Origin of the sequence: Nocardia altamirensis NBRC 108246, assembly GCF_001612685.1 — a bacterium.
Taxonomy (GTDB): domain Bacteria; phylum Actinomycetota; class Actinomycetes; order Mycobacteriales; family Mycobacteriaceae; genus Nocardia; species Nocardia altamirensis.
Genome location: NZ_BDAY01000043.1, coordinates 1 through 25,418 on the forward strand (window position 1 = coordinate 1; position 25,418 = coordinate 25,418).

Here is a 25,418-nt window from a genome sequence, read left to right on the forward strand (position 1 = left end):
GGGCGGTGAGCGCGGCGCCCGTCCACCCGCGCACGCCGGTACCGGACACTCGGAGCAGCGTCGGCCGCCATGCGGCGGTCGGGCCGAGACTGTCGTGCCGCCACCGCACCACGTCCGGATCCGTCAGCGGGCGGGTGTCCAGCCGGTCACCCGCGACCTCCGTGACGATGTCGGAGATCCGCCTGCACTTGGCGCAGGAAGAATCGAACGCCAGAATCCACCGGTTGTCATTCATTGCGGCACACCCCCAGAGTCGCCGGCGAGCTCTTCGCCGGACCGCATCGGTAGCGCAACAGTACGAATGACAACGCGGACCGATCAATGGAATCGCAGCCGGAAACGCCACCATGGCAGCAGGGTTGGCAGTGGCAGTGGGGTTGGCAGTCATGGTGCCGAGACACCAAGGCCGCCGGGACCTTTCGGTTCCCGGCGGCCGAGTGCGCTGGTGAAAATCTCAGCGGGCGGACCTCACTCCGGAGACCCGCACCGCGTGGATCTCAGTAGCGGTAGTGCTCCGGCTTGAACGGACCGTCGACATCGACGCCGATGTACTCGGCCTGATCCTTGGTCAGCTTGGTCAGCGTGCCGCCGAGCGCCTCGACGTGGATCTTCGCGACCTTCTCGTCGAGGTGCTTGGGCAGGCGGTAGACCTCGTTGTCGTATTCGTCCGGCTTGGTCCACAGTTCGATCTGCGCGATCACCTGGTTGGAGAAGCTGTTGGACATGACGAACGACGGGTGGCCGGTGGCGTTGCCCAGGTTCAGCAGGCGGCCCTCGGACAGCACGATGATCGCTTTGCCCGACTCCTTGAACGTCCACAGGTCGACCTGCGGCTTGATGTTCAACCGGTCCGCGCCCGAGCGTTCCAGCGCCGCCATGTCGATCTCGTTGTCGAAGTGACCGATGTTGCCGAGGATGGCCTGGTCCTTCATCGCCTTCATGTGCTCGAGGGTGATGATGTCCTTGTTGCCGGTCGAGGTGATCACGATGTCGGCGTTGCCGATCGCCTGCTCGACGGTGACGACGTCGTAGCCGTCCATCAGCGCCTGCAGCGCGTTGATCGGGTCGATCTCGGTGACCTGCACCCGGGCGCCCTGTCCCGCAAGCGATTCCGCACAGCCCTTGCCGACGTCACCGTAGCCGCAGATCAGCACCTTCTTGCCACCGATGAGCACATCCGTGCCACGGTTGATGCCGTCGATCAGCGAGTGGCGGGTGCCGTACTTGTTGTCGAACTTGCTCTTGGTGACCGAGTCGTTGACGTTGATCGCCGGGAACACCAGCTCGCCCGCCGCGGCGAACTGGTACAGCCGCAGCACGCCGGTGGTGGTCTCCTCGGTGACGCCCTGCACCGACTCGGCGATCGCGCTCCACTTGCCCTTGTCGGACTCGAAGCGTTCGCGCAGCAGGTTCAGGAACACCTTGTACTCGGCCGAGTGGTTCTCGTCCTCCGGCGGCACCACGCCTGCCTTCTCGAACTGCGCGCCGCGCAGCACGAGCATGGTGGCGTCGCCGCCGTCGTCGAGGATCATGTTGGCAGGCTCGTTCGGCCAGGTGAGCATCTGCTCGGCGGCCCACCAGTACTCCTCCAAAGTCTCGCCCTTCCAGGCGAAGACCGGGGTGCCCTTGGGCTCGTCGATCGTGCCGTGCGGGCCGATGACGACCGCGGCGGCGGCGTGGTCCTGGGTGGAGAAGATGTTGCACGAGGCCCAGCGCACCTGCGCGCCGAGCGCGACCAGGGTCTCGATCAGCACGGCGGTCTGCACGGTCATGTGCAGCGAGCCGGAGATCCGCGCGCCCTGCAGCGGAAGCACATCCGCGTATTCGCGACGCAGCGCCATCAGACCGGGCATCTCGTGCTCGGCCAGCCGGATCTCTTTACGGCCGAACTCGGCCAGCGCCAGATCCGCCACTTTGTAGTCGATGCCATTGCGGACATCGGCGGTGAGCGAAGTTCGCGCGGGAAGTTCTGAGGTCGTCATAGCCTCTATCTGCCTCTCCTGGAAGTCGGTACCAACACGCAAGGCTAGTCGCTGGCGCGGCGGGTGGGTACACCGTACTCACCCTTGCTAGCTTGGCGCGATGCCGAACCTCCGCGCCATTGTCACGACCACCGTCGTCGGCCTGCTCGCCGTCGGCGTGAGCACCGGCTGCGACGACTCGTCGAACTCCGGACCCGCTACCGCACCGCGAACCGTGGAGCTGCAGGCACATCGCGGCGGCCGCGGCCTGACCGTCGAGGAATCGCTGCCCGGATTCGCGAAGGCGATCGAACTCGGTGTCAGCACACTGGAACTCGACATCGTGCTCACCGCCGACAAGGTGCCGCTGATCTGGCACGACCCGACCGTCCTCGCGACCAAGTGTGCGGACACCGCACCGGCGACCGCGGACGATCCGCAGTTCCCCTATGTGGGCAAGCTGGTGCACGAGCTGAATTACCGGCAGATCCAGACGCTGGACTGTGGCCGAACTCTCGCCGACTACCCCTGGCAGCAGGGCCTGCCGGGCAACCGCATCGCGACCTTGCCCGCGCTGTTCGATCTGGTGAAGTCCTACCCGGGCGCTCGGCTGCGCTACAACATCGAAACCAAGGTGGAGGCCGAGCATCCCGAGCAGTCGGCGACGCCGCAGGAATTCGTGGATGTCATTCTCGGCGCGGTCACCGCGGCGGGCGAAACGGGCAATGTCGACATTCAGAGCTTCGATTGGCGTTCGCTGCCGCTGGTGCGCAAGGCGGATCCGACGATCCCGTTGGTGGCGCTCTACGACGACACCACCTTCGTCGCGGGATCGAAGTGGCTCGGGCCCGTTCGCTTCGAAGATCACGCGGGCGATCCGCTGACCGCGGTGAAAGCGCTCGGCGCCAACGCCGTATCGCCGGGCTACTCGACGCCCTACGGCAAGAAGGCGGGCGAGCCCGGCTTCGCGCTGGTGGCCGACAAGACCTACGTCGATCGAGCGCACGGGTTCGGCCTGCGGGTGATCCCATGGACGGTGAACGACAAGGCGACGATCGCCGCGCAGATCGACACCGGTGTGGACGGGGTAATCACCGACTACCCCGACCGGATGCGAGAGGTGTTGCAGGAGAAGGGTTTCCCCGTTCCTCCTGCCTACCACCGCTGAGCCGGGGCCCGGCGCGGCGACTAGGCCGCGCCGGACTCCCGCATGTCCACTTCTGCCACCGGCACACTCGGCTCACGCACGGCCGACTCCACCACGGCCGGCGCACCGACCGGCTGCCCGTACTTCGCCAGCAGCTTCTTGCGCATGCGCGGGTGAATGTTGGCGCGGGTGACGTCGCCGTTGTAGTGCTCGAGCACCCGGTGGTCCATCACCGCGCGCCACAGCGGCGGGAGGAACGCGAACAGGATCATCGTTGCGTACCCGGCGGGCAGCTGCGGCGCCTGCATCGAACTGCGCAGGGTCTGGTACCGACGGCCGGGATTCGCGTGGTGATCACTGTGCCGCTGCAGGTGGAACAGGAAGATGTTGGTGACGAGCCGGTCACTGTTCCAGCTGTCCCGCGGCGAGCAGCGCGCGTACTTTCCGTTGGGGCGCTTGGCCCGCAGCAGTCCGTAATGCTCGACGAAGTTCACCGTCTCCAGCAGGCCTGCACCGATCACGGCCTGCAGGAGCAGCCACGGCAGCAGGCCGATGCCGAAGATCGCGATCAGCGTGCCGAACAGCACGACGCTCATCGACCACGCCTGCAGGATGTGGTTGTGCACGCTGAACCAGCGCAGGTTCTTGCGCTCCAGGCGAACCCGTTCCAGTTCGATGGCCGAGCGGAAGCTGCCGAACACGCTCCGCGGCAGGAACTCCCACAGCGTCTCGCCGAGCCGACCGCTGGCCGGGTCCTCCGGCGTGGCCACCCGGACGTGGTGACCGCGGTTGTGTTCGACGAAGAAATGGCCGTAGCAGGACTGCGCCAGCGCGACCTTGGCCAGCCAGCGCTCCATGTGTTCGACCCGATGCCCGAGCTCGTGCGCTGCATTGATGCCGATGCCGCTGACAAATCCCAAGGTCGTGGCGAGACCGAGTTTGTCGATCACACTCAACTCGGGACCCGACCACATTGCGCAGGCAATGAGCAGACCAATTAGTTGAACAGGAAGGAACAAATAAGTGCACCACCGGTAATACCGGTCATTGGACAGCAACTCGTAATCTTCATCGCGCGGATTGGTGCCGTCCTCGCCGACAACCCAGTCGAGGACCGGGATGATGATCAACACGATGATGGGACCGATCCACCAGAACACCGTTGCGCCCGTGCGCAACACGAGCTGCGATGGCAACAGCGCGCTCAGTGGAGCGATCAGCCCGAAAACCCACAGGTGCCGTTTGGGATCGGTTGCTACCCGCAGTTTGCCAGCCGTTTGCACGTTTCTCCCGCTAAATAGAATCCCTGTCTCCGACGTACGAGAATAGTTCCAGACTGTACGACCATTTTGCAGACTTTGACAGTTGAAACGTGATCAGGATTACAATCTTGCCGGTTGGTTTTTAAGCGGACGCACATGTGAGTGAAGCTGGGGCTTACTCAGCGCAAACCGACTGCCGTTTTTGGTATAGAGATCAGTGATCGATCCGAGCGGCCAAAATCGCTTCGACATAGGGACTCAGCAACGCGCTCAACTCCGCGGGCGCGTCCCGTCCCGCGCGCGGCGGCGTCGGGATGTAGCTCAACGCGATCCGGACGAGCGAGTGCGCGATGACGTCCGACTCGGCGGCCGTCGCCGCGACCCAGCTGTGCTGGAAAGCCAGCGAAAGCCGCGCCGTCGCGCGGTCGAGCAACGGTCCGGCGTCAAGGGTGATGAGCCGCAACAGATCCAATTTCACCTCGCCGGCCAGCAGCGACTGCACCAGCGGATCGGCGGCGGCGTCGGTGAAGAAATTCGTCATGCCCTCGCGGAACGCGGCGCGAACATCGCCGACATTGCCCGCGATGGCCGCGTCCACATGATCGACCAGATCATCGGCCAGGCGCAGCGCATAGGACTGGGCAAGGCCACTGCGGGAACCGAACTCGTTGTAGAGCGTCTGCCTGCTGACCCCCGCGCCGGCCGCCACGTCACCGAGCGTGATCTTGGACCAATCGCGCTCGGTGAGCAGCTCGCGCATCGCGTCGAGGACCGAGGTGCGCAACAGCTCCCGCGCCGCCTCCGGATAGGGGACACGAGTTCCGTTGCGTGGCATACCCGCGACACTGTCACGGGCGGTTCCCGCAGTCAAAGCCTCACGACCGTTCGATTTCGACCATGAAGAAGTCGGCCTTCGCCGCACCACAGTCCGGGCAGCTCCAGTCGTCCGGAATGTCGTCCCAGCGGGTGCCAGGCGCGATCCCGTCCTCCGGCCAGCCCTCGGCCTCGTCGTATTCGAAGCCACATTGAATGCACTGGAACAGCTTGAATTCGGTCATTTCGGAACCCCATCGGTTCGAAGTCGATCTTTTCCCTGACCCCACAGTCCGGACAACACCAGTCGTCCGGGACTTTCTCCCACCGGGTGCCCGGGGGAAACCCCTCGTGCGGCGCGCCTTTCGCCTCGTCGAACACGTAGTCGCAGACAGGACAGCGATACCGGTTCATGCCCGCACCTCCCCGGTCGCACCGCCCTGATAGCGCGCAATCACTTTGTCCCGTTTGCCGGGTTGAATGTTCGCCCGCGAGATGTCGCCGTCGTAGTGAGCGAGCACCCGCTTGTCCATCACCCGACGCCACACCGGCGGGAAGTAGGCGAGCAGGATCATGCTCGCGTATCCCGCAGGCAGATTCGGCGCGCCGTCCCAACTACGCAGAGTCTGATAGCGCCGGGTTGGATACGCATGGTGATCGCTGTGCCGCTGCAGGTGGTACAGGAAGATGTTGGTGACGATGTGGTCGCTGTTCCAGCTGTGCACCGGAGCGGGCCGCTCGTAGCGACCGGACGCGGTGCGCTGGCGGACCAGGCCGTAGTGCTCCAGATAATTGACCGCCTCAAGCAGGCTGAAGCCGACCACCGCCTGCAGGATCAGATACGGCAGCAGGCCGATGCCGAACACCGCGAGCAGCACCGCATACAACGCGGCCGACATCAGCCAGGCGCTCAGCACCTCGTTCTGCAAGCTCCACGGTTTCTTGCCGAGGCGCTCGAGCCGGACCCGCTCCAACCGCAGCGACGAGATCAGGCTGCCCCAGACGGTGCGCGGCCAGAAAGCCCAGAAGCTCTCGCCGACGCGCGAACTCGCCGGATCCTCCGGCGTCGCGACGCGGACGTGGTGGCCGCGGTTGTGCTCGATGTAGAAGTGCCCGTAGAACGACTGAGCCAGGGCAATCCTGGACAGCCAGCGCTCCAACTGCACCTTCTTGTGGCCGAGTTCGTGCGCGGTGTTGATGCCGATGCCGCCGATCATGCCGACGGTGATCGCCAGCCCGATCTTGTCGACCAGCTGCAGGCCGCCGTCGATGCCGAGCCAGCTGACGTTGTCCGCGGTGATCAGGTAGCAGGCCATGATCAGCGTCGCGTACTGGAAGGGCAGGTACAGGTAGGTCAGGTAGCGGTAGTACCTGTCGTGCTCCAGGTACTCCATCACCTCGTCCGGCGGGTTGTCGCCGTCGGGCCCGAAGAAGATGTCCGCCAACGGAATCAGGATGTACACCAGGATCGGCCCGAGCCAGAACGGCACCTGCGCCAGCCGATGCCAGCCGAGCTCGTTGAGTGCCCAGATCACCGGGATCCCGATGGTGAACAGACCGGTCGGGGCGAACAGGCCCCAGAGCCACATATAACGCTTGCGATCGCGCCAGGCCGGAGTGGCTGCCTGCTGCGCGGACGTGTCGGCTTCAGTCGACATCGTTGTCTCCAATCCAAAAGCGGCACTTCACGTGTGATGTGCATTACCTCTGAATTGGACGATAGAGATCGATTTGTCTCCTGTCTAGACAAATCTGCCAATTTGTAAAGCGAATGGACCCGTGCAGACGCAAACACCCCGGTCGGAGGGGTATCCGACCAGGGTGTTCCGGCGCGTTGGTTGTCCAGCGGGGTTAGCGCAGCAGCACGTCGGCGTTGTCGGGCAGCGCGTCAACCGGCCACCAGCGCAGTTCGGTGGACTCGGCGCTGCGCACCGGTACCGCGCCCGCCGGCGCGGTGATCCGGAACAGCAGATCGAGATGCCTGGTCGGCACGCCGAGCGAGCAGGTGATCGGATGCGCCTGGGCGCCATACAGTTCCGGCTCCATGTGCAGCCCGTCGATGCCCGACTCCTCGACGGCCTCGCGCAGCGCGGCGCCTGCCACCGTGTCGTCGCTCTCCTCGCAGTGGCCGCCGAGCTGGATCCAGCTGCCGACTCGCGGGTGCAGGGTCAGCAGCACCTCGCGCTCGTCGTGCGAGAAGACCACCGCCGAGGCGGTGATGTGTCCCGGCGCGTGTTCACGCAGACAACCCCGCGGGGCCGCGCCGAGAAACGCGAGCATCGCCTGCCGCAGCGATTGATCCGAACCCGTAGGCGGCGACCAGGATTCGAGCAATGCGGTGGCCGAGGCGCGCAGCGATTCCGCACTCACAGTTCCACCAGCCCGAGGCCGGTGGTGCGCACCGGTCGGGGCGTGAGTTCCTCGATCGGGTGACCGATGGCGATGGCGCCCAACGGATTCCAGTCGCCGTCGAGGCCGAGGACATCCCTGGTGATCTCCGGCGCGAAGATGGTCGAGCCGATCCAGCAGCTGCCGAGTCCCTCGGTGGCCAGGGCGACGAGCAGGCCTTGCACCGCGGCGCCGACCGCGACGGTGAACATGGTGCGTTCGTCGGTGCGCCTGCGCTCGTCCGGATAGTCGTGCGCGCCGTCGGGCACACAGAACGGAATGATCACCTCGGGGGCGTCGAAAAGGATACGGCCACGGGCGATTCGGCGTTCCACTCGTTCCGGCGACAGGCCGTCCGCGGTCAGATCGGCGCGCCACTTCTCGGCCATCGTCGTCAGCAGTTGAGTGCGCAGGCCCGGCTTGCGCAGCCAGACGAACCGCACCGGGCGGGTGTGGTGTGGCGCAGGGGCCGTCAATGCGACCGCGACGGCGGCGCGGATCCGCTCGGGATCGACAGGGGCGTCGGCGAATTGGCGGATCGACCGGCGCAGCAGCACCGCTTCGCGGCGCCCCTGCTCGATCGCCTCGGCGGTGCCGAGCCAGAACAGGTCGTCGGTGCCACCGCGCAGCAGATCGGCGGCGCTCGATCCGTCGTCGAACACCGGCAGTCCGCGGACAACGGCCACCGGAACGCCGCCGAGCTTGCCCTTCACCAGATCCGCCGCGGCGGCCAGTTCGTCCGCGATCGCCACCTGGGTGACATGCAGCTCGTTGCCCTGCCCGTCCACCGCGCCCGCGTAGTCGTGCAGCACCCGCAGACCCGAGGCGCCGATCGCGGCGTCGGTCTGGCCGTTGCGCCACGCCCGGCCCATGGTGTCGGTGACGACCACCGCGACCCGCAGGCCGAACCGCGCACTGAGCGCGGTGCGCAACGCCGCAGCGCTGGCGTCGGGATCGGCTGGCAACAGCACCAATTCGCCCTGTTCGACATTCGAGCCGTCGATGCCGGAGGCGGCCTGCACGATGCCGAGCTTGTTCTCGGTGATCAGGGTGCGGCCCTTGCGCGCGAGCACGCGGACCGCCTCCTGCTCGACCAGCGCCCGGCGGGCGGCGTCGCGCTCCTCCGGATCCAGCGGCGTCTCGACGATGCGCCCCTCGACCTTGGCGACGATCTTGCTGGTGACCACGAGGATGTCCCCGTCGGCCAGCCATGGCGCGGCCGCGGCGATGTGCTCGGCGAGATCGTCGCCGGGACGGAACTCGGGCAACCCGGTGATCGGCAGGATGCGCAGTTCACTCGCCCCGTGATCGAGAAATACCTCGGCGGCAAGGTGATCGGCGGTGATGCGTTCGTTGTTCACTCGCTTCGCTCCTTCACGCCCGCAAGGTCGAGCGCCTCCCGCACCATCTCGGCGGTCGTCGGCGGATCGGTCATCAGCAGCGGCACGCTGCGTACCTCGACGCCGGGCACATCGGCGGTGTCGGTGGTGTGGATCAGCCAGCCATCGAGGATGCCGGTGGCCGATCGGGCGCCATAGTAGCGGCCGATCGCCTGCGCGGTCGTCTCGACACCGATCACCGACAGGCACTCGTCGGCCATGCCGCGCAGCGGTTTTCCGTCGATCACCCCCGAAACGCCGATCACTTTCGCCGCCGTGGTGCGCAGCGCACCGCGGATGCCTGGCACCGCGAGGATGGCGCCGATACTGACCACCGGGTTCGACGGAGCGAGCAAGACCACATCGGCCGACTCTATGATCTCTGTCACATTTGGCGCAGGTTTGGCATCTTCTGCCCCAATTGTGGCGAATCCGTGGGTCTCGATGTTCGCGCGATAGCGAACCCACCACTCCTGAAAATGGATCGCGCGGCGTTCGCCAGGGTTGTCGGCGTCGCTCACAACCACATGCGTTTCACACCGATCGTCGGTTGCCGGGATCAGTTTCACGCCCGGTTGCCACCTGTTGCAGAGCGCTTCGGTGACCGCGGAAAGCGGGTACCCCGCGCGCAACATCTCACTGCGAACCAAATGTGTGGCGATATCGCGATCGCCGAGGCCGAACCAATCCGGCTGCGCGTGATACTTCGCCAGCTCTTCTTTCGCGTGCCAGGTTTCCCCGAGCCTGCCCCAGCCCCGGTCGGTGTCGATGCCACCGCCCAGGGTGTACATGCAGGTATCGAGGTCAGGACAGATCCGGAGGCCGTGCATCCAGACGTCGTCACCGACGTTGACGATCGCCGAGACATCGGCATCGGGCAGCAGTTCCCTTACGCCCTGGAGGAACCGCGCTCCGCCGACACCCCCGACCAGAACGGCGATCCGAGGCCCGGTGGTCGGTTCGGTATCCGCTTCATGAACACTCACATCCGCACAGCCTATGCGTTGCCCGAGCGGGCGATCATCAGCATGTAGTTGCTGGTCATTTGCCCTACTCGGACTCAAGATCATCTTGGAAGCCGTTCGCGGATAGTAACGGAATAGCGACGGCGGCTTGACCATCGACACGTCCGGCGTGTCTAATCACAGTCATGTCATTTCGGGTTCGCGCGAGAGTGCAAGGCGCGAACGGCTTTTCGAACAGATGTTCGCATCGGGATGACGAGCTCGGGGACGTCCGCGGGACAACGTCGCGGGGTATGGCCGTCGGTAGGCGTGTTGGTCCGACGGAACGAATCATTCTGCGCTAACACACAGTGAGGAGGCGGAGCGGTGGCCAACGAGATGGTCTCGCCGACCGATTCCACAGCAGGCGCAGCACGTGGCGTCTGCACAGACAACGGCTGGATCGATCGCGAGGGGGGTGAGGAAGTCCTGACGCCTGGGCACAGCACGGGTGACGGGATCTCGGCACCCCGACTCAGCCTGGTCGTCACGGGCTTCGACGAGATGTTCGAATCCATCGAAGAGCAGTGGCAGGAGCGTGCCCTGTGCGCGCAGACCGATCCGGAGGCGTTCTTCCCAGAGAAGGGCGGCTCGACTCGCGAGGCGAAACGGATCTGCATGGGCTGCGAGGTACGCGACGAATGCCTGGAGTACGCACTCGCACACGATGAACGCTTCGGTATCTGGGGTGGCCTCTCCGAGCGGGAGCGTCGCCGCCTGAAGCGCGGTATCGGCTAGAAACTTGGGGTTGGCCCCCGAGTTATCCGCACACGCGACAACAAGTCTCGTGCACACCCGGATAACTTGGGGGATGCGACCGGGTCGGCGTCTTCGCCCTCGACGCCTCGGTAGCACCCCCACCCGCGTCCCGGCCCTCCTGCCCGGCCGCGGGGTCGTCCCGCCGAACCCGGTCCGCATAGTGACCGAGGTGGCACCTACTGGATGCGCGTCCGCGAGACGGCCTGACTAGGTTTTAACCATGGTGCGTTCCCGGAATCGTCGTCCACCGACCGCGCGGTCGGTGATCCGCCGTGGTCGCGGCGTGCGAGGCCCGATGTTGCCGCCGACGGTGCCCGCCTGGCGGACCAGGGGCCAGAAATTCGACCGGCTGGTACTCGAAGCGTTCGCGCCGCTGGACACCCGCTGGCACGACCGGCTGACCAAACTCGACATCGCGGTCGACGATGTGCCGAAAATCCGTCCGCTGCACCCTGATTCGGTCACCTGGCCGGATGAGGTCGTCGCCGACGGCCCGGTGCCGCTGTCCCGGCTCATCCCCGCAGGCGTCGACAGGCACGGCGCGGCCACCCGGGCCAGGGTGGTGCTGTTCCGCAAACCACTCGAGCTGCGCGCCAGCGATCCCGACGATCTGGTCGAGCTGCTGCGCGAGGTCCTGGTCCAGCAGATCGCCACCTACCTCGGCGTCGACCCGGATCTCATCGATCCGGAACCGGAGTAGAAATCACACCAAGCCGCGCGGGTGCCGGTAACGAATGTTGTTGCGAGCAGCGATAACCGAGGACCACACCGGGTCGGACCCGGCACCGAGGACACCAGGTCCGCACGAGGCACCCGGCACACTCCCACCCACGTGCGGCACCCCGCAACGGTGGGAGTAATTGCCCGATTCCTGAGCGTGTCTATCCACATCGGGTCGCCAGGGGGGTTACTCTCATCGTCGTGATCCCCATGCGTCGTTGCTGCCGTCCAGGTTGCAAGAATCCGGCCGTCGCGACGCTCACCTATGTGTACTCGGACTCGACCGCCGTCGTCGGACCACTCGCGACCGTCGCCGAACCACACTCCTGGGACCTCTGCGAAACACACGGCTCCCGGATCACCGCCCCGAAGGGCTGGGAAATGGTCCGCCACGAAGGCGGATTCTCGTCCAGCACACCGGATGACGACGATCTGACCGCGCTCGCCGAAGCGGTCCGCGAGGCAGGCCTGCGCCGCCGCCCGCCCGAGCCCGACCAGCGCGGCTACCGCGACTACACCCCACCGCCGCCGCGCACCACCCGCACCGGCCGCCGCGGCCACCTCCGGGTACTGCCCGATCCCCCGTCCTGAGGACGGATTCGATAGGTGGCCCCTGTTGACGGCCATCGGCTGAACTTGCCCACCCCCGTCGGCTTCACCGACGGCCGTCTCCCTCTAGGGTGTTGGTCATGACTGTCGCCCGCTCTGCCGAATTCGTCAACGCGGTGATCAAGGCCTACGACGTTCGCGGTGTGGTCGGCGAACAGATCGACGCCGAATTCGTCAGGGACGTCGGCGCTTCGTTCGCCAGGCTGATGCGCGCGGAAGGCGCACAGCGGGCGGTCATCGGACACGACATGCGCGAGTCCTCCCCCGGGCTGGCGCAGGCCTTCGCCGACGGTGTGCTCGCGCAGGGCCTCGACGTGGTGCACATCGGGCTCGCGTCCACCGACCAGCTGTACTTCGCGTCGGGCAGCCTGGACTGCCCCGGCGCCATGTTCACCGCGAGCCACAACCCGGCCAAGTACAACGGCATCAAGATGTGCCGCGCCAAAGCCCTTCCGGTGGGCCAGGACACGGGCCTGGCGACCATCAAGAGCGAGGTCACCGAGGGCGTCCCCGGCTACGACGGCCCGCGCGGCACCGAGACGACGACGGACCTGCTCGCCGACTACGCGGCGTTCCTGCGCAAGCTGGTCGACCTCGGCGAGGTCCGCCCGCTCACCGTCGCGGTGGACGCGGGCAACGGCATGGGCGGGCACACCGTCCCCGCGGTGTTCGCCGCGCTGTCGCAGGTGACCGTCGTCCCGCTGTACTTCGACCTGGACGGTTCCTTCCCCAACCACGAGGCCAACCCGCTCGACCCCAAGAACCTGGTCGACCTGCAGGACCTGGTGGTCAAGTCGGGCGCCGACATCGGACTCGCCTTCGACGGCGACGCCGACCGCTGCTTCGTGGTGGACGAGAAGGGCGACCCGGTGTCGCCGTCGGCGATCACCGCGCTGGTCGCCGAGCGCGAGCTGGCCAAGGAGCCCGGCGGGGTCATCATCCACAACCTGATCACCTCGCGCGCGGTGCCCGAGCTCGTCACCGAACTCGGCGGAACGCCGGTGCGCACTCGGGTCGGCCACTCGTTCATCAAGCAGCAGATGGCCTCGACCGGCGCGGTATTCGGCGGCGAGCACTCAGCGCACTACTACTTCCGCGACTTCTGGGGCGCGGACTCCGGCATGCTCGCCGCGCTGCACGTGCTCGCCGCGCTCGGCGAGAAGGAACGGCCGGTGTCCGAGCTCATGGCCGCCTACGAAACATATGCGGCCTCCGGAGAGATCAACTCCACAGTGGCGGACGCAAAGGAGCGGACGATGGCGGTAGTGGAGGCCTTCGGGGACCGGACGGTCACGGTCGATAGGCTGGACGGCGTGACCGTGCAGCTTGCCGACGACGCCTGGTTCAATCTGCGCGCGTCGAATACCGAACCGTTGCTCAGGCTCAACGTCGAGGCCCGATCGCCGGACGAAGTAGACGCACTCGTAACCGAGATTCTGAGCATCGTCCGCTCCTGACTGGAATAGTGGAATCACAGGCCTTGGATTCGCCCGACTCGGGCCCGGCGCGGCAGCTGACCCGGGTGGCAGCAAGGGCGGAAACGACTCAGCGCGATGAGGGGAGGTGGGACGCCCGATGATCGCTGGAACTCCGGTGCTCGACCTCGATGACGCCGCTTCGCTGGAAGCGGCCGATACCGGCGGCGCCCTGCGCTCGGCCGCCTCTGGCGGCGCTCAGGTCCGTGCCACCGCGGCAGCCATCGGCGAGGACGCGCTCGCGCGCCTGGCCGGTCTGCGCCCACGCAGCGTGGTGCTCGTCTCCGGCGCGGGCCGCGCCACCCGTGCCGCGAGCCTGCTCGTCGCCGCCCTCGGTGACCGGGCAGGCCTGCCCGTGGTGCCCGTCGCCGCGTTACCGCCGTGGGTCGGTCCCCTCGATGTCGTTCTCGTCTCCGGTGACGATGCAGGCGACCCACGGCTGCTCGATGCCGTCGACCGGGCGCTGCGCCGCGGCGCCGAGGTCGTTGTCGCCGCGCCGATCGAAGGACCGCTGCGCGCCGTCACGGCCGGTCGGGCCGCCGTGCTCGCACCGCGCGTGCAGGTGCTCGATCACAACCGGTTGCTGCGCTATCTCGCCGTCGGCATCGCCGTGCTGCAGGCGGTCGATCCGACCCGCAGCGGCACCTTCGTGCCCGACCTGACCGAATTGGCCGATGTGCTCGACGCCGAGGCTTTGCGCGCAGGCCCGACCAACGAGATGTTCCGCAATCCGGCCAAGACGCTGGCCGCGCGGATGCATCAGCGCGGCATCGTGCTCACCGGCGACTCCCCCGCCGCGACCCAGCTGGCCGAGCACGTCGCCGAGGTGCTGCTGCAGTCGGCGGGCCGGGTGTCCACCGCGGTGGAGCTGGCCGAGGCCGTCGCCGCCAGGTCCCGAATGGTCGAGGCCGCAGGCGAATCCGCGCCCGGCTTCGATCCGCTGTTCCACGACGAGGAGCTCGACGGGCCGGTGCCGGTCGAGCGGATCCGGGTGTTCGTCGTCAGCGCCGACGCCGACCAGGCGGCCGCGCGGCGCCGGATCGCGGTCTTCGGCGGCGGCGGATCCAGCCTGGTCGATGCCGACCTGGTGAACGCCGAACTCGATCTGCTGCACACCGGCCTTGTCGATCCTTCGGTGCCGGTGCCGCCACGCCAAGAAGAACCGGCGCCGGGGACCGGCGGTGAACTCGAACAGCTGGCGGTGCTCGCCGTCCGGCTGGAGATGGCCGCCGCCTATCTGCGGCTGATCGGCACCCGTGGCATCGCCACCGACAACCAAGGGCAGTTCGGGGGCAACTACTAGTGCACGAACTCGTAGGTGCGCTGCGTTCGTATGCCTGGGGCTCGCGCACCGCGCTCGCTCAGTTGTGCGGCCGACCAGTACCGTCTGCGCATCCGGAGGCCGAACTGTGGTTCGGCGCGCATCCCGCCGATCCCGCGCACGTGAAGACAGCCGAAGGCACCCGCTCCCTGCTCGAGTTCGTCGCCGCCCACCCGGACCGCGAATTGGGCTCGGCCGCAACAGAATTCGGCGGCAAGCTGCCGTTCCTGCTGAAGATCCTCGCCGCCGAGGAGCCGCTGTCGCTGCAGGCGCATCCGAGCACGGCACAGGCCCGGGCCGGCTTCGAGCGGGAGAACCGCACCAAGGTGCCGTTCGACTCGCCGATGCGCAACTACCGCGACGAGAACCACAAGCCGGAACTGGTGGTCGCGCTGGACCGGTTCGAGGCGCTGGCCGGCTTCCGCGAGCCGCGCCGCACCGTCGAACTGCTGCGCGCGCTCGACGTTCCCGGGCTCGCCTCCTTCGCCGACCTGCTTGCCGCAGAACCGGATTCCGACGGCCTGCGCACCCTGTTCACCACCTGGATCACGCTGCCGCAGCAGGTGCTCGCGACCCTGCTGCCCGCGGTGCTCGACGGCTGCGTGCGGTACCTGTCCGGAAAAGGCAAGCGCGAGTTCACCCCTGAGGCGCGCACCGCACTCGAACTCGCCGAGGCGTATCCCGGTGACGCGGGCGTGCTCGCCGCGCTGCTGCTCAATCGGCTGACGCTGGAACCGGGACAGGGACTGTTCCTCGCCGCGGGCAATCTGCACGCGTACCTGCGCGGGCTCGGCGTCGAGATCATGGCCAACTCCGACAATGTGCTACGCGGCGGGCTGACGCCCAAGCATGTCGATGTGCCGGAGTTGTTGCGGGTGTTGGATTTCGAGCCGATCGACCTGCCGGTGGTGCTGCCGGAACCGGCGGGCGACGGATCGGTGCGATACCGAACGCCTGCACCCGAGTTCGCGCTGCGCCGCTTCGACCTCACCGCCGGGTCGGCGCAGGTGCCGCTCACCGCAGCGGGCCCAGGCATCGTGCTGTGCACGGCCGGATCGGTGCGGCTGACGCAGGGCGAGACGGAGCTGACGCTGGAGCGCGGTGCGGCCGCATGGATCTCGGCCGCCGACAGCGACATCCGCGCCCGCGCGCTCGACGGTGCCGCGCAACTGTTCTGCGCGTGCGTAGGCACAGTCTGAGCAATCGAGTCGGTCGTCGGACATCCGAACGACCGCACAGGCTAAATTAGCCGGGATCGGGCAATTCGGAGAGAGGACGTCCAAGGCATGTCGGCTGGTGGTGGCAAGAAGGCGATCCTCGCCGCATTGACGGCGAACGCGGGAATCGCGGTGGCGAAGTTCATCGGTGCGGCGATCACCGGATCCGCATCGATGCTCGCCGAGGCGGTGCACTCGGTGGCCGACACCTCCAACCAGGGCCTGCTGCTGCTCGGTCAGCAGCGCGCGGCACAGGAGGCCGACCAGCTGCATCCGTTCGGGTACGGGCGCAACCGCTACTTCTACTCGTTCATCGTCGCGCTGGTGCTGTTCACGATCGGCTCGATCTACGCCATCTACGAAGGCATTCACAAGATCCAGCATCCCGAGGACCTGACCTCGCCGATCGTCGCGGTCGTCATCCTCGTGATCGCCATCGCGCTGGAGACCTACAGCTTCATGACTGCGGTCAAGGAGTCACGGCCGATCAAGGGTGACGCGAGCTGGTGGCGCTTCATCCGCACCTCGCGCAGCCCGGAACTGCCGGTGGTGCTGCTCGAGGACACCGGCGCCCTGGTCGGTCTGCTGTTCGCGCTCGCAGGCGTCGGCCTGACCATGATCACCGGAGAACCGATCTGGGACGGTATCGGCACCCTCGCCATCGGCCTGCTGCTCGGTGTCATCGCCGTCATCCTGATCATCGAGATGCAGAGCCTGCTCATCGGCGAGGGCGCGACACCGGCGGAGGACCTGGCCATCAGGCAGAACCTCGTCGACGGCACCCGCATCGATCGACTGATCCACCTCAAGACCCAATACCTCGGCCCCGACGAGCTTTTGGTGGCGGCCAAGATCGGCACGGTGCCCGGCCTCGATGTCGAGGCGCTGGCCGCCGCGATCGACGACGCCGAGGCCAGGGTGCGTGCCGCGGTTCCCGCGGCCCGCGTCATCTATCTCGAGCCCGACCTCTACCGCGCCGAACGCGGATAGCGCCTACCCCGCGCGGACCAGCTCGAGCGGGTCCGCATCGATGCCGAACCGCTGACGCAGCACGTGTCCGGCGGCGTGCACGCCGGACATGCCGTGCACGCCAGGCCCTGGCGGGGTGGAGGCCGAACACAGGTAGACGCCGGAAAGCGGTGTGGCGTAGGGGTTCCAGCGCGGGGTGGGACGGAAGGCGAACTGGCGCAGGGTCATCGCGCCCGCCGAGATATCACCGCCGATGTAATTGGCGTTGTGCGAAGGCAGTTCGGCCGCGGTGTAGACGTTCTTGGCGAGGATCAGCTCGCGGAAGCCAGGGGCGAATCGCTCGACCTGGGCGATGACGTCCTCGCTGATGTCGCGGGTGGAGCCGTTGGGCACGTGCGCGTAGGTGTAGAAGGTGTGCTTGCCTTCGGGCGCGCGGGTCGGATCGACAACGCCGGGCTGGATGGCAAGCACGTAGGGCCGCTCGGCGTGTCGGCCTGCGGCAACGGCACGTTCGGCGGTCATGGCCTCGTCGCGGGTGCCGATCAAGTGCAAGGTGCCAGCGAGCTCGAGGTGCTCGGCCTGCCACGGCACCGGGCCCGTGAGCGCGAAGTCGACCTTGCACGCGGCACCGCCGTAGCGGAAACGCCGGAGCCGCTGGACATATCGGTCCGGAAGCCGATTGCCCGCGAGCCGGATCAGTTCGGCGGGAGCGGTGTCGAGCACGACCGCACGGACATCGTCGAATTGCCCGAGCGCGTCGACGCGCTTGCCGACGTGTACCCGGCCGCCGAGCCTCTCCAACTCGGTGATGAGGGCATCGGGAATCGCTTGACTACCGCCCTTCGGCAGCACCCAGCCGCCTGCGTGCGCCAGCGTGCCGAGCAACAGGCCCGCGCCCGCGGCGGGCACCGCACGCGGCGGGGTGATCGCGTGGGTGGCGACACCGGTCAACAGCGCGGCGGCGGGCTCCTCGTCGAACCTGGTGTTCCACAACGGCGTTCCCTGCTCCAGGGTGCGCAGCCCGAACCGGGTGGCGGTCAGCAGGCCCTTGGGCACTCGACGCAGATCCGACATCGCGAGGTCGACGACGGTCTCCCAGTCGCGAACCAGCGGGCCGAACAGCGAGCGCCATGCCGCACCGTCGCGACCGAGGCCGTCGGCGGTGCGTTCCAGATCGCGCCAGGCCACGCCTGCCGTGCCGCCGTCGAGCGGGTGCGCGTAGGAGACCTGCGGCGCGAGCAACTCGACGCCGTGTGCCGCGAGATCGAAGGCGCGAAAGAACGGGGAGGCGAACGCCATCGGATGGGCGCCCGCACACACGTCGTGGCGGAACCCCGGCAACGTCAGCTCCGCGGTCCGCGATCCGCCGCCCGCCGTGTTCTCGGCCTCGTACACCTCCACCGAGAGCCCGGCCTTCGCGAGAATCACCGCGGCGGCGAGCCCATTCGGTCCGGATCCGACGACCACAACATCAGGCATGCCTCCACGCTACCGGCCAACGCACACCGCGCTTCGGCCCGTGACATGCGCGTTCGCTCACACGAGCTGCTGACCTGCCGGTCCATCGGCCGAGGTGTCGGCTGTCACCGTCGACTGGTCGAGGCGAACGCCGATTCGGTCCAGCCAGAACGGGATTCGCGCGCCGTTACGCCGGATCCGCGCCGACGGCGGCCAACCATTCGGCGACGAGGATGGCGAGGCGCTGCTCGCGCAGCTCAGGACGCAGTCGCTTATTGCGGTCCAGCGTCGCGAGGCCGTGCAGCGCGCTCCAGGCCACCTCGGTGCGCGCGCCGAGGTCGGCCGCATCGACGAACGGCCGGAACATGTTCTCCAGTCCCGCGAACGCGTCGCGCAGCGGCTTGCTCGCCGCCAGCCCGAAGACGAGGTCGATGTTCATCACGAAGATGGCGTCGTAGAGGGCGGGATTGGCGGCCGCGAAATCCAGGTAGGTCTGGGCGACCGCGGCCAGCGCGGCGGCGGGCCCGTCGGCTTCGGCGTGCGCCCGGTGCAGCGCGACGGCAAGGTCGGCGCACCCCTGTTCGGCGACTGCCGCGACGATCGCCGCTTTGCCCGCGAAGTGGCTGTACAGCACCGGTTGGCTGTATTCGATGCGCTCGGCCAGCTTGCGCACCGTCACCGCCTCCCAGCCCTGCGACTCGGCGAGTTCGCGCGCGGTGTCGATGATCCGTTGCTGGCGTTCGGCCCGTTCGCGTTCCTTGCGAGTCTGTGCACTCATACCCAAATACTAGCAGCGCTAGACAAACTAACGAAGCTCCATTATCGTTGCTCATGAACCTAGCGCCGCTAGATTTCAGAGCACCACCGCACTGAGCAGCATCTGCACAAGGAGTCCCGCCATGACCATCTCGCGCATCGCCACCGCCCTTTCCCTCGCCGGCGCGGCCTTCATCCTCTACATCGGCATCAGCTACCTGTTCACCCCCGACGTCATCGCGCCCGGCTTCGGACTCCCCGCATGGCCGGACGGCGATGCCGCCGCCTTCATGAACCTGAAAGGTGTGCGCGACACCGTCTTCGGCGTCCTCATCCTGGTGCTGCTTGCCGCCAAACAGCGCTACGCGCTCGGCATCGTCACCCTGGTCGTCGCCCTCGTCCCGATCGGCGACATGCTGACCGTGCTCAGCTGGAGCGGCTCACCCGCCGCCGCCTTCGGCATCCACGGCCTCACCGCCGCCCTTGTCGCCCTCACCGGCGCACTGCTGCTCCGCGAGCACCAGACGGCCGCCAAGCCCGTCGCCGCGTAACCCACCACCCGATAGCGCTGTGCCCCCGAGCAATTCGGGGGCACAGCGCTATGCAGGTGATCCACCTCACACAGCGATGAATCCCCCGTGGCCACTCCGTCGATACCGATGAACACACCACGAGCACAGGAGACGAGCACCATGGCAACCAAGCCGCACGGCCCCGCGTCCTACTTCCCCTCCATCGAAGCCAAGTACGGCCGCACCATCGACGAATGGCAGTCCGCCATGCGCGATTCCGGCCACGCGGCGCACAAGCCCCTCGTCGAATGGCTCAAGTCCGAACACGCCATGGGCCACGGCCACGCCACCGCCCTGACCCAGTACTTCCTCAACCCCGAAAAGTGGGCCGCCTGACGCGGCACGGTGCACCCGCGCTCGGCAACACGAAGGGCCCGCAGATTCTGCGGGCCCTTCGTGTTGCGCTGCCAGCGCACGGGTACTTGCGAGAATCAGCTCACGCCTTGGTCTTCCAGACATAGCGGGTCTTGGGTCGGCCCGCACGGCCGTAATCCGAACGGCGAGTGACTAATCCGTCGTCGGCTAACTTCTCCAGGTAACGCCACGCGGTGATGCGGGAGACACCGATGGTGGAGGCGGTGTCGGCGGCGGTGATGCCGTCCGGCGCCGCCCGGACGGTGCGCGAGATTTCGTCGAGGGTTTGCGGGGCAACGCCTTTGGGTGTGGTGGTGCGCTGGTCGGGGGTGCGCAGCGCGCTGAGGGCGCGGTCGATGTCGTGCTGGGAGACGGCGGTTTCGCCGGCAGGCAGTGCGGTGCGGAATTCGCGGTAGCGGTCGAGTTTGTCGCGGAACGCGGCAAAGGTGAACGGCTTCAACAGATACAGCACCACGCCGTGCGAGACGGCCGTACGCACCATGGCCAGATCGCGCGCCGAGGTGATGGCGATGACGTCGGGACGCGGTGCGAGCCCGGTCAATGCCGCGGCCACGTCGAGTCCACTGGCATCGGGGAGCCCGATGTCCATGAGCACCAGGTCGATCGGCGTCCCCTCGGCCGCGGCGTCGGCGGCTGCCCGCATCGCCTCACGACCGGTGTGCGCGACGCCGACAGGGGTGAAACCTTCTATACGGTCGACATAGGCGCGATGCGCCTCGGCGATGAGTGGCTCGTCCTCGACGATCAACACCCGGATCACTGTGCAACCTTTCGCGGAATCGTCACGGTGACCGCGCTTTCCGGCTCTAGTTCGGTACGAATGGTCCCCCCGTGCCTGGCCACCAGGCGGTGGACCAGTGCGAGGCCGAGCCCGTGATGGTCGGCCTTCGTCGAATAGCCGCGCTGTGACGCGCGGGCGAACGTCTCCTCGGACATCCCTGGTCCGCTGTCCGCGACGCGCACGAACAGGCACGAATCGGGTTCTGCCGCATCGTCGTCGGCAGCGAGGTCGTGGTGGCGCACCGTGACCTCCACCCAGCCCGCCGTGCTGTCGGCGGCGGCGTCGATGGCGTTGTCGATGAGATTGCCGACCAGTGTCACCGTCTCCTGCGGTGACAGCGGCTCGATGGAGTCGAGCGCGGTGTCCTCGGTGATGGTCAGCTCGATGCTGCGCTCGGTGGCCTGGTTCACCTTGCCGAGCAGCAGCGCCGCGAGCGCGGGCGAACCGACCGCGGCCAGCAGCCGGTCGATCAGCGCCTGGGAGAGTTCGAGTTCCGAGGTGGCGAACTCGACCGCCTCCCGATAGCGACCGAGCTCGACCATGGTGACCACGGTGTGCAGCCGGTTGGCCGATTCGTGCGCCTGCGCGTGCAGCGATTCGGCGAAGCTGCGCACCGAGTCGAGTTCGCCCATCACCGTGCGCAATTCGGTGTGGTCGCGGATCGTCATGACAGTGCCGATGGGACGACCCTCCCAGGTGACGATGTCCTGGTTGACGAGCAGGATCCGGTCGTTGGTCACGTGCATCTCGTCGCGCACCACACCCCAGCTCATCTGCTGCATCGACACCGGAAGGTCGCCGCGGCGCACCTCACCGGCGGGCAGCTCGAGCAGCCTGCGTGCCTCGTCGTTGACCACCTCGGCCCGTTCGCCCGCGATGCCGAAGACCACCAACCCCTCGTGGATCGAATGCAGCACGGCATCGTGCTGCTCGTACATGGCGCGCAGCTCGTCGGGCGCGAGCCCGTGCGTCTGCCTGCGCAGCCGCCTGCTCAACAGGAACGAGCCGCTGCCCGACACCACCAGACCGGCGGCGGCGACGCCGAGGATCACCGGCAACTGCGTCGCGACCTGGTCGCCGATCTTGGCGCGGGTCACCCCGGCAGACACCAGCGCGACCACCTTCCCCGAGTCGTAGACCGGCGTCACCGCCCGGATCGACGGTCCGAGGGTGCCGGTGAAGGTTTCGGTGAAGGTCTCCCCGGCCAGCGCCCTGTCGATGTTTCCGCTGAACGGCTTGCCGATGTTGTCCGGGTTGGTGTGCGTGTAGCGGGTCCGATCCGGTGCCATCACCACGATGAAATCCATCCCGGTCTCGAGCCGGGTCCGCTCGGTCACCGGCTGCAAGATGGCCGTGGGGTTGGTGCTGTACACGGCCTGGAGGGTGGAGGGCGCCTCAGCCACCGTCACCGCGACATCCCTGACTTCGCGGGTGGTGGTCAAGTCGCTGTGGCGTCGCGCGTCCAGCACTGCGAGGACCGCGCCCACGACGACCATGAGGATGAGCACGATCAGCTGGAGTGCGAAGGCCTGACCGGCCAGAGATAGCCGACCGCGTCTCACTAGGTACTTTCCTCCACTGAACGTAATGCACCAAACCGTGACCGGTGTCACCCGGACGGTCATCATTCTGCCTGGAAGGCGTGAGGCACCTCACGTCGGTACCTGAAGGACGTCACCACACATGAGCGAGCGCAGCGAGCGAACAAAGAACGCAGCCGAATATTCGGTCATGACGGAGCCGAGCGCCAGCGAGGCGCAGTCATGAGCGAAGCAACACCCGAAGTCGCACCACCTGTAGCGCCACCGAAGAAGCGGGACCGCACCCACTGGCTGTACTTGGCCGTCATCGTCGCGGTCGTCGCGGGCATCATCGTCGGTGTCGCCGCGCCAAAGTTCGGTGTTGCTGTCGCTCCGCTCGGCACCATCTTCGTCAACCTGATCAAGATGATGATCGCGCCGGTCATCTTCTGCACCATCGTGCTCGGCATCGGATCGATCCGCACCGCGGCCACCGTCGGCAAGGTCGGCGGGTTGGCCATCGGGTACTTCATGGTCATGTCGACCTTCGCGCTCGGCATCGGCCTCGTCGTCGGCAACCTGCTCGAGCCGGGGGAAGGCTTGAACATCGGCACCGACACTGCCAAAGCGAGCTCGGACCTCGCGAAGACCGCGGACAAAGCGGGCGGCACTTGGGAATTCATCTCCAACATCGTGCCGTCGACGATGTTCTCGTCGCTGACCTCGGGCAGTGTGCTGCAGGCGCTGTTCATCGCCGTGCTCGTCGGATTCGCGCTGCAGGCGATGGGCACGACCGGTGAGCCGATCCTGCGCGGCATCGGCCTGCTGCAGAAGCTCGTCTTCCGCGTGCTGGTGATGATTCTCTGGCTCGCCCCGATCGGCGCGTTCGGCGCGATCGCGAACGTAGTCGGAAAGACCGGGCTCAAAGCCGTCGGTGAGCTGGCAACGTTGATGATCGCGTTCTACCTGACCTGCTTGGTGTTCGTTTTCGGCGTGCTCGGTGTCGTGCTGTGGCTCGTGTCGCGGGTGTCCATCCTGAAGCTTGTCCGCTACCTGGCGCGTGAGTACCTGCTGATCGTCGCGACCTCGTCCTCCGAGTCCGCGTTGCCTCGTCTGATCGCGAAGATGGAGCACATGGGCGTCGAGCGAACGACCGTGGGTGTCGTTGTGCCGACCGGGTATTCATTCAACTTGGATGGCACTGCAATCTACCTGACCATGGCGTCTATTTTCATCGCGGACGCGATGGACAAGCCACTGAGCCTCGGCGAACAGATCGGCCTGTTGCTGTTCATGATCGTGGCGTCGAAGGGCGCCGCCGGTGTCACCGGTGCAGGCCTGGCCACCTTGGCCGGTGGTCTGCAGAGTCACCGTCCCGAATTGCTCGACGGCGTCGGCTTGATCGTCGGCATCGACCGCTTCATGTCCGAAGCCAGAGCGCTCACCAACTTCTCCGGTAACGCCGTCGCCACCGTGCTGATCGGCACCTGGACCAAGACCATCGATACGGCTCAGGTCAAGGATGTCCTCGACCGCAAGTTGCCGTTCGATGAACAGACCATGGTCGATAACGACCACGGCGCGCAGCCGCAGCAGAAGCCGGATTCCAAGGACCTGGTTCCGGCCTAGTTGCCTGTGAAACACGAAGGGCCCGCAGGATCTGCGGGCCCTTCGCGCGTTGTCAGGGCGGTTGCGACAGCGGAGCGTTTCCGGGAAATGCCCGAAATCCGTTGCGCAACTTCGCGGAATTACACGTCCGTCGAGAAACGGATTCCGCCGTCGGGGATCTCGACGCCGGGCCACACTCGCGCGCCGCGTAGTAGTTCGCAGCGGGCGCCGACCTGCGCGCCGTCGCCGATGACGCCGTCGCGCACCAGCGCGCGCGGGCCGATGCGGGCGCCGAAGCCGATGATCGAGCGTTCGACGGTGGCGCCTGCCTCGATGACGGCGCCGTCGAAGATGACCGCGCCGTCGAGGCGGGCGCCCGCGCCGACCTCGGCGCCGCGGCCGACGACGGTGCCGCCGATGAGCAGTGCGCCCGGTGCGACTCCGGCGCCGGGGTGGACCAGCGATTCGCCGCGCTGGCCTGGCAGGGCAGGCGAGGGCGCGATGCCGCGGACCAGATCGGCGGAGCCGCGGACGAAGTCCTCCGGAGTGCCCATGTCCCGCCAGTAGGAGCTGTCCACGTGCGCCTGCACGCGGGCGCCCTCGGCGAGCAGCGTGGGGAACACTTCGCGTTCCACCGAAACCGGGCGGCCCGACGGGATCTTCTCGATGTATTCGCGGCGGAAGACATAGCAGCCCGCGTTGATCTGATCGGTCGGCGGATCCTGGGTCTTCTCCAGGAAGGCGGTGACCCGGCCGTCCGCGTCGGTGGGCACACAGCCGAAGGCACGTGGGTCGCTGACCCGGACCAGGTGCAGCGTCACGTCGGCGTTGGTCGACTCGTGGGTGTCGAGCACCGCGCCGAGGTCGGTGCCGCCGAGCACGTCGCCGTTGAACACCAGGACGGTGTCGGCGCGCAGCTTGGGCAGCACGTTGCGGATGGCGCCGCCGGTGCCGAGCGGCTCGGTTTCGGTGACGTACTCGAGCTCGATACCGAGCTCGGCGCCGTCACCGAAATGCTCCTCGAAGACCTCTGCCTTGAACGAGGTGCCAAGCACGACATGGGTGATCCCGGCCTCGGCGATGCGAGCGAGCAGATGCGTCAGGAACGGCAGCCCGGCCGTCGGCAGCATCGGCTTGGGTGCCGACAAGGTCAGCGGCCGTAGCCGTGTGCCCTGCCCGCCCACCAGGATGACGGCGTCGGTGCCTGTTTTTCCTGCCATTCAAGGTCCCCTGTTCACAGTGGATCGACGGTTGCCCGCGCCAGAGCGGCACGAGTCCTCGCCCATTGTGGCTCAGCCGCGTGCCTGCTCACCGCGTTCGTGCG

General features: G+C 67.1%; 25 protein-coding genes and 1 pseudogene. 11 read left to right on the forward strand and 15 right to left on the reverse strand.

Going from position 1 to position 25,418, the window contains the following annotated elements; translation table 11 throughout:
- Window positions 1-235 (reverse strand): hypothetical protein (locus NA11_RS22595; RefSeq protein ID WP_218023365.1); only part of this gene is annotated, 235 nt, incomplete at its 3' end.
- Between the two features lie 262 nt (window positions 236-497).
- Window positions 498-1,982, reverse strand: a complete 1,485-nt coding sequence (ahcY, locus tag NA11_RS22600) for an adenosylhomocysteinase (protein ID WP_069163968.1) — start codon at window positions 1,980-1,982, stop codon at window positions 498-500.
- Window positions 1,983-2,082: 100 nt separating this feature from the next.
- On the opposite strand from ahcY, the gene NA11_RS22605 reads away from it, so the two are divergent.
- Entirely contained in the window at window positions 2,083-3,129 is a 1,047-nt protein-coding gene (locus NA11_RS22605; protein ID WP_084654954.1) for a glycerophosphodiester phosphodiesterase, read from the forward strand.
- Window positions 3,130-3,149: 20 nt separating this feature from the next.
- Here NA11_RS22605 and NA11_RS22610 read toward each other — a convergent pair whose 3' ends face one another.
- From NA11_RS22610 to cofD, 8 genes and pseudogenes are all read right to left on the reverse strand, one after another.
- Window positions 3,150-4,304 (reverse strand): alkane 1-monooxygenase, encoded by a 1,155-nt coding sequence (locus NA11_RS22610; RefSeq protein WP_245746068.1) that lies wholly within the window; start codon window positions 4,302-4,304, stop codon window positions 3,150-3,152.
- Between the two features lie 280 nt (window positions 4,305-4,584).
- Complete coding sequence (locus NA11_RS22615) at window positions 4,585-5,205, reverse strand: TetR/AcrR family transcriptional regulator (RefSeq protein WP_069163969.1); 621 nt, start codon at window positions 5,203-5,205, stop codon at window positions 4,585-4,587.
- A 40-nt stretch (window positions 5,206-5,245) separates the two neighbouring features.
- Window positions 5,246-5,428, reverse strand: coding sequence for a rubredoxin (locus tag NA11_RS22620; protein WP_069163970.1), 183 nt, complete (start codon window positions 5,426-5,428; stop codon window positions 5,246-5,248).
- 10 nt (window positions 5,429-5,438) lie between these two features.
- Window positions 5,439-5,597 (reverse strand): annotated as a pseudogene (locus NA11_RS44015) (rubredoxin); the annotation flags it as partial.
- Window positions 5,594-6,841, reverse strand: a complete 1,248-nt coding sequence (locus NA11_RS22625) for an alkane 1-monooxygenase (protein WP_069163971.1) — start codon at window positions 6,839-6,841, stop codon at window positions 5,594-5,596. The pseudogene NA11_RS44015 and the gene NA11_RS22625, both read right to left, overlap by 4 nt.
- Before the next feature lie 193 nt (window positions 6,842-7,034).
- The gene (locus NA11_RS22630; RefSeq protein WP_069163972.1) at window positions 7,035-7,553 is read right to left on the reverse strand and encodes an NUDIX hydrolase; all 519 of its coding nucleotides are present in this window, start codon (window positions 7,551-7,553) and stop codon (window positions 7,035-7,037) included.
- Window positions 7,550-8,917 carry a coenzyme F420-0:L-glutamate ligase gene (locus NA11_RS22635; protein ID WP_069163996.1) on the reverse strand — a complete coding sequence of 456 codons (1,368 nt, stop codon included), beginning with the start codon at window positions 8,915-8,917 and terminating at the stop codon, window positions 7,550-7,552. Before NA11_RS22635 ends, NA11_RS22630 begins: the two co-directional genes overlap by 4 nt.
- A gap of 11 nt (window positions 8,918-8,928) precedes the next feature.
- Window positions 8,929-10,077: a 2-phospho-L-lactate transferase gene (gene cofD, locus NA11_RS22640; protein WP_245746072.1), complete on the reverse strand. Its 1,149-nt coding sequence runs from the start codon at window positions 10,075-10,077 to the stop codon at window positions 8,929-8,931.
- Window positions 10,078-10,458: 381 nt separating this feature from the next.
- On the opposite strand from cofD, the gene NA11_RS22650 reads away from it, so the two are divergent.
- From NA11_RS22650 to NA11_RS22680, 7 genes are all read left to right on the forward strand, one after another.
- Window positions 10,459-10,692, forward strand: a complete 234-nt coding sequence (locus NA11_RS22650) for a WhiB family transcriptional regulator (protein WP_029901515.1) — start codon at window positions 10,459-10,461, stop codon at window positions 10,690-10,692.
- A gap of 241 nt (window positions 10,693-10,933) precedes the next feature.
- Window positions 10,934-11,413 carry a metallopeptidase family protein gene (locus tag NA11_RS22655; protein ID WP_167837707.1) on the forward strand — a complete coding sequence of 160 codons (480 nt, stop codon included), beginning with the start codon at window positions 10,934-10,936 and terminating at the stop codon, window positions 11,411-11,413.
- 230 nt (window positions 11,414-11,643) lie between these two features.
- Complete coding sequence (locus NA11_RS22660; RefSeq protein ID WP_069163976.1) at window positions 11,644-12,024, forward strand: DUF3499 domain-containing protein; 381 nt, start codon at window positions 11,644-11,646, stop codon at window positions 12,022-12,024.
- A 98-nt stretch (window positions 12,025-12,122) separates the two neighbouring features.
- Window positions 12,123-13,499 carry a phosphomannomutase/phosphoglucomutase gene (locus tag NA11_RS22665; RefSeq protein ID WP_069163977.1) on the forward strand — a complete coding sequence of 459 codons (1,377 nt, stop codon included), beginning with the start codon at window positions 12,123-12,125 and terminating at the stop codon, window positions 13,497-13,499.
- 118 nt (window positions 13,500-13,617) lie between these two features.
- Window positions 13,618-14,820 (forward strand): tobH protein, encoded by a 1,203-nt coding sequence (locus NA11_RS22670; RefSeq protein WP_069163978.1) that lies wholly within the window; start codon window positions 13,618-13,620, stop codon window positions 14,818-14,820.
- Window positions 14,820-16,037, forward strand: a complete 1,218-nt coding sequence (gene manA, locus NA11_RS22675; RefSeq protein WP_069163979.1) for a mannose-6-phosphate isomerase, class I — start codon at window positions 14,820-14,822, stop codon at window positions 16,035-16,037. Before NA11_RS22670 ends, manA begins: the two co-directional genes overlap by 1 nt.
- A gap of 87 nt (window positions 16,038-16,124) precedes the next feature.
- The gene (locus NA11_RS22680) at window positions 16,125-17,045 is read left to right on the forward strand and encodes a cation diffusion facilitator family transporter (protein ID WP_069163980.1); all 921 of its coding nucleotides are present in this window, start codon (window positions 16,125-16,127) and stop codon (window positions 17,043-17,045) included.
- A gap of 3 nt (window positions 17,046-17,048) precedes the next feature.
- Here NA11_RS22680 and NA11_RS22685 read toward each other — a convergent pair whose 3' ends face one another.
- Both NA11_RS22685 and NA11_RS22690 read right to left on the reverse strand, forming a co-directional pair.
- Window positions 17,049-18,503, reverse strand: a complete 1,455-nt coding sequence (locus tag NA11_RS22685; RefSeq protein WP_069163981.1) for a phytoene desaturase family protein — start codon at window positions 18,501-18,503, stop codon at window positions 17,049-17,051.
- Window positions 18,504-18,669: 166 nt separating this feature from the next.
- On the reverse strand, window positions 18,670-19,260 hold the full coding sequence (locus tag NA11_RS22690; RefSeq protein ID WP_069163982.1) for a TetR/AcrR family transcriptional regulator: 591 nt from the start codon (window positions 19,258-19,260) through the stop codon (window positions 18,670-18,672).
- 121 nt (window positions 19,261-19,381) lie between these two features.
- Here NA11_RS22690 and NA11_RS22695 point away from each other — a divergent pair, with 121 nt between their 5' ends.
- The gene (locus tag NA11_RS22695; protein WP_069163983.1) at window positions 19,382-19,789 is read left to right on the forward strand and encodes a DUF4267 domain-containing protein; all 408 of its coding nucleotides are present in this window, start codon (window positions 19,382-19,384) and stop codon (window positions 19,787-19,789) included.
- Between the two features lie 141 nt (window positions 19,790-19,930).
- Window positions 19,931-20,146 carry a DUF4287 domain-containing protein gene (locus NA11_RS22700; protein WP_069163984.1) on the forward strand — a complete coding sequence of 72 codons (216 nt, stop codon included), beginning with the start codon at window positions 19,931-19,933 and terminating at the stop codon, window positions 20,144-20,146.
- A gap of 100 nt (window positions 20,147-20,246) precedes the next feature.
- On the opposite strand, the gene NA11_RS22705 is transcribed toward NA11_RS22700, so the two are convergent.
- Together NA11_RS22705 and NA11_RS22710 are read right to left on the reverse strand one after the other, a co-directional pair.
- Window positions 20,247-20,945, reverse strand: coding sequence for a response regulator (locus NA11_RS22705; protein WP_069163985.1), 699 nt, complete (start codon window positions 20,943-20,945; stop codon window positions 20,247-20,249).
- A complete protein-coding gene (locus NA11_RS22710; protein ID WP_245746076.1) occupies window positions 20,942-22,528 on the reverse strand; it encodes a sensor histidine kinase in 1,587 nt (528 codons plus the stop codon). Before NA11_RS22710 ends, NA11_RS22705 begins: the two co-directional genes overlap by 4 nt.
- A 201-nt stretch (window positions 22,529-22,729) precedes the next feature.
- On the opposite strand from NA11_RS22710, the gene NA11_RS22715 reads away from it, so the two are divergent.
- A complete protein-coding gene (locus NA11_RS22715; RefSeq protein ID WP_069163986.1) occupies window positions 22,730-24,115 on the forward strand; it encodes a cation:dicarboxylate symporter family transporter in 1,386 nt (461 codons plus the stop codon).
- A gap of 119 nt (window positions 24,116-24,234) precedes the next feature.
- Here the strand turns inward: NA11_RS22715 and manB are convergent, their stop codons facing one another.
- Window positions 24,235-25,314, reverse strand: coding sequence for a mannose-1-phosphate guanylyltransferase (gene manB, locus NA11_RS22720; protein WP_069163987.1), 1,080 nt, complete (start codon window positions 25,312-25,314; stop codon window positions 24,235-24,237).
- Window positions 25,315-25,418 lie beyond the last annotated feature (104 nt).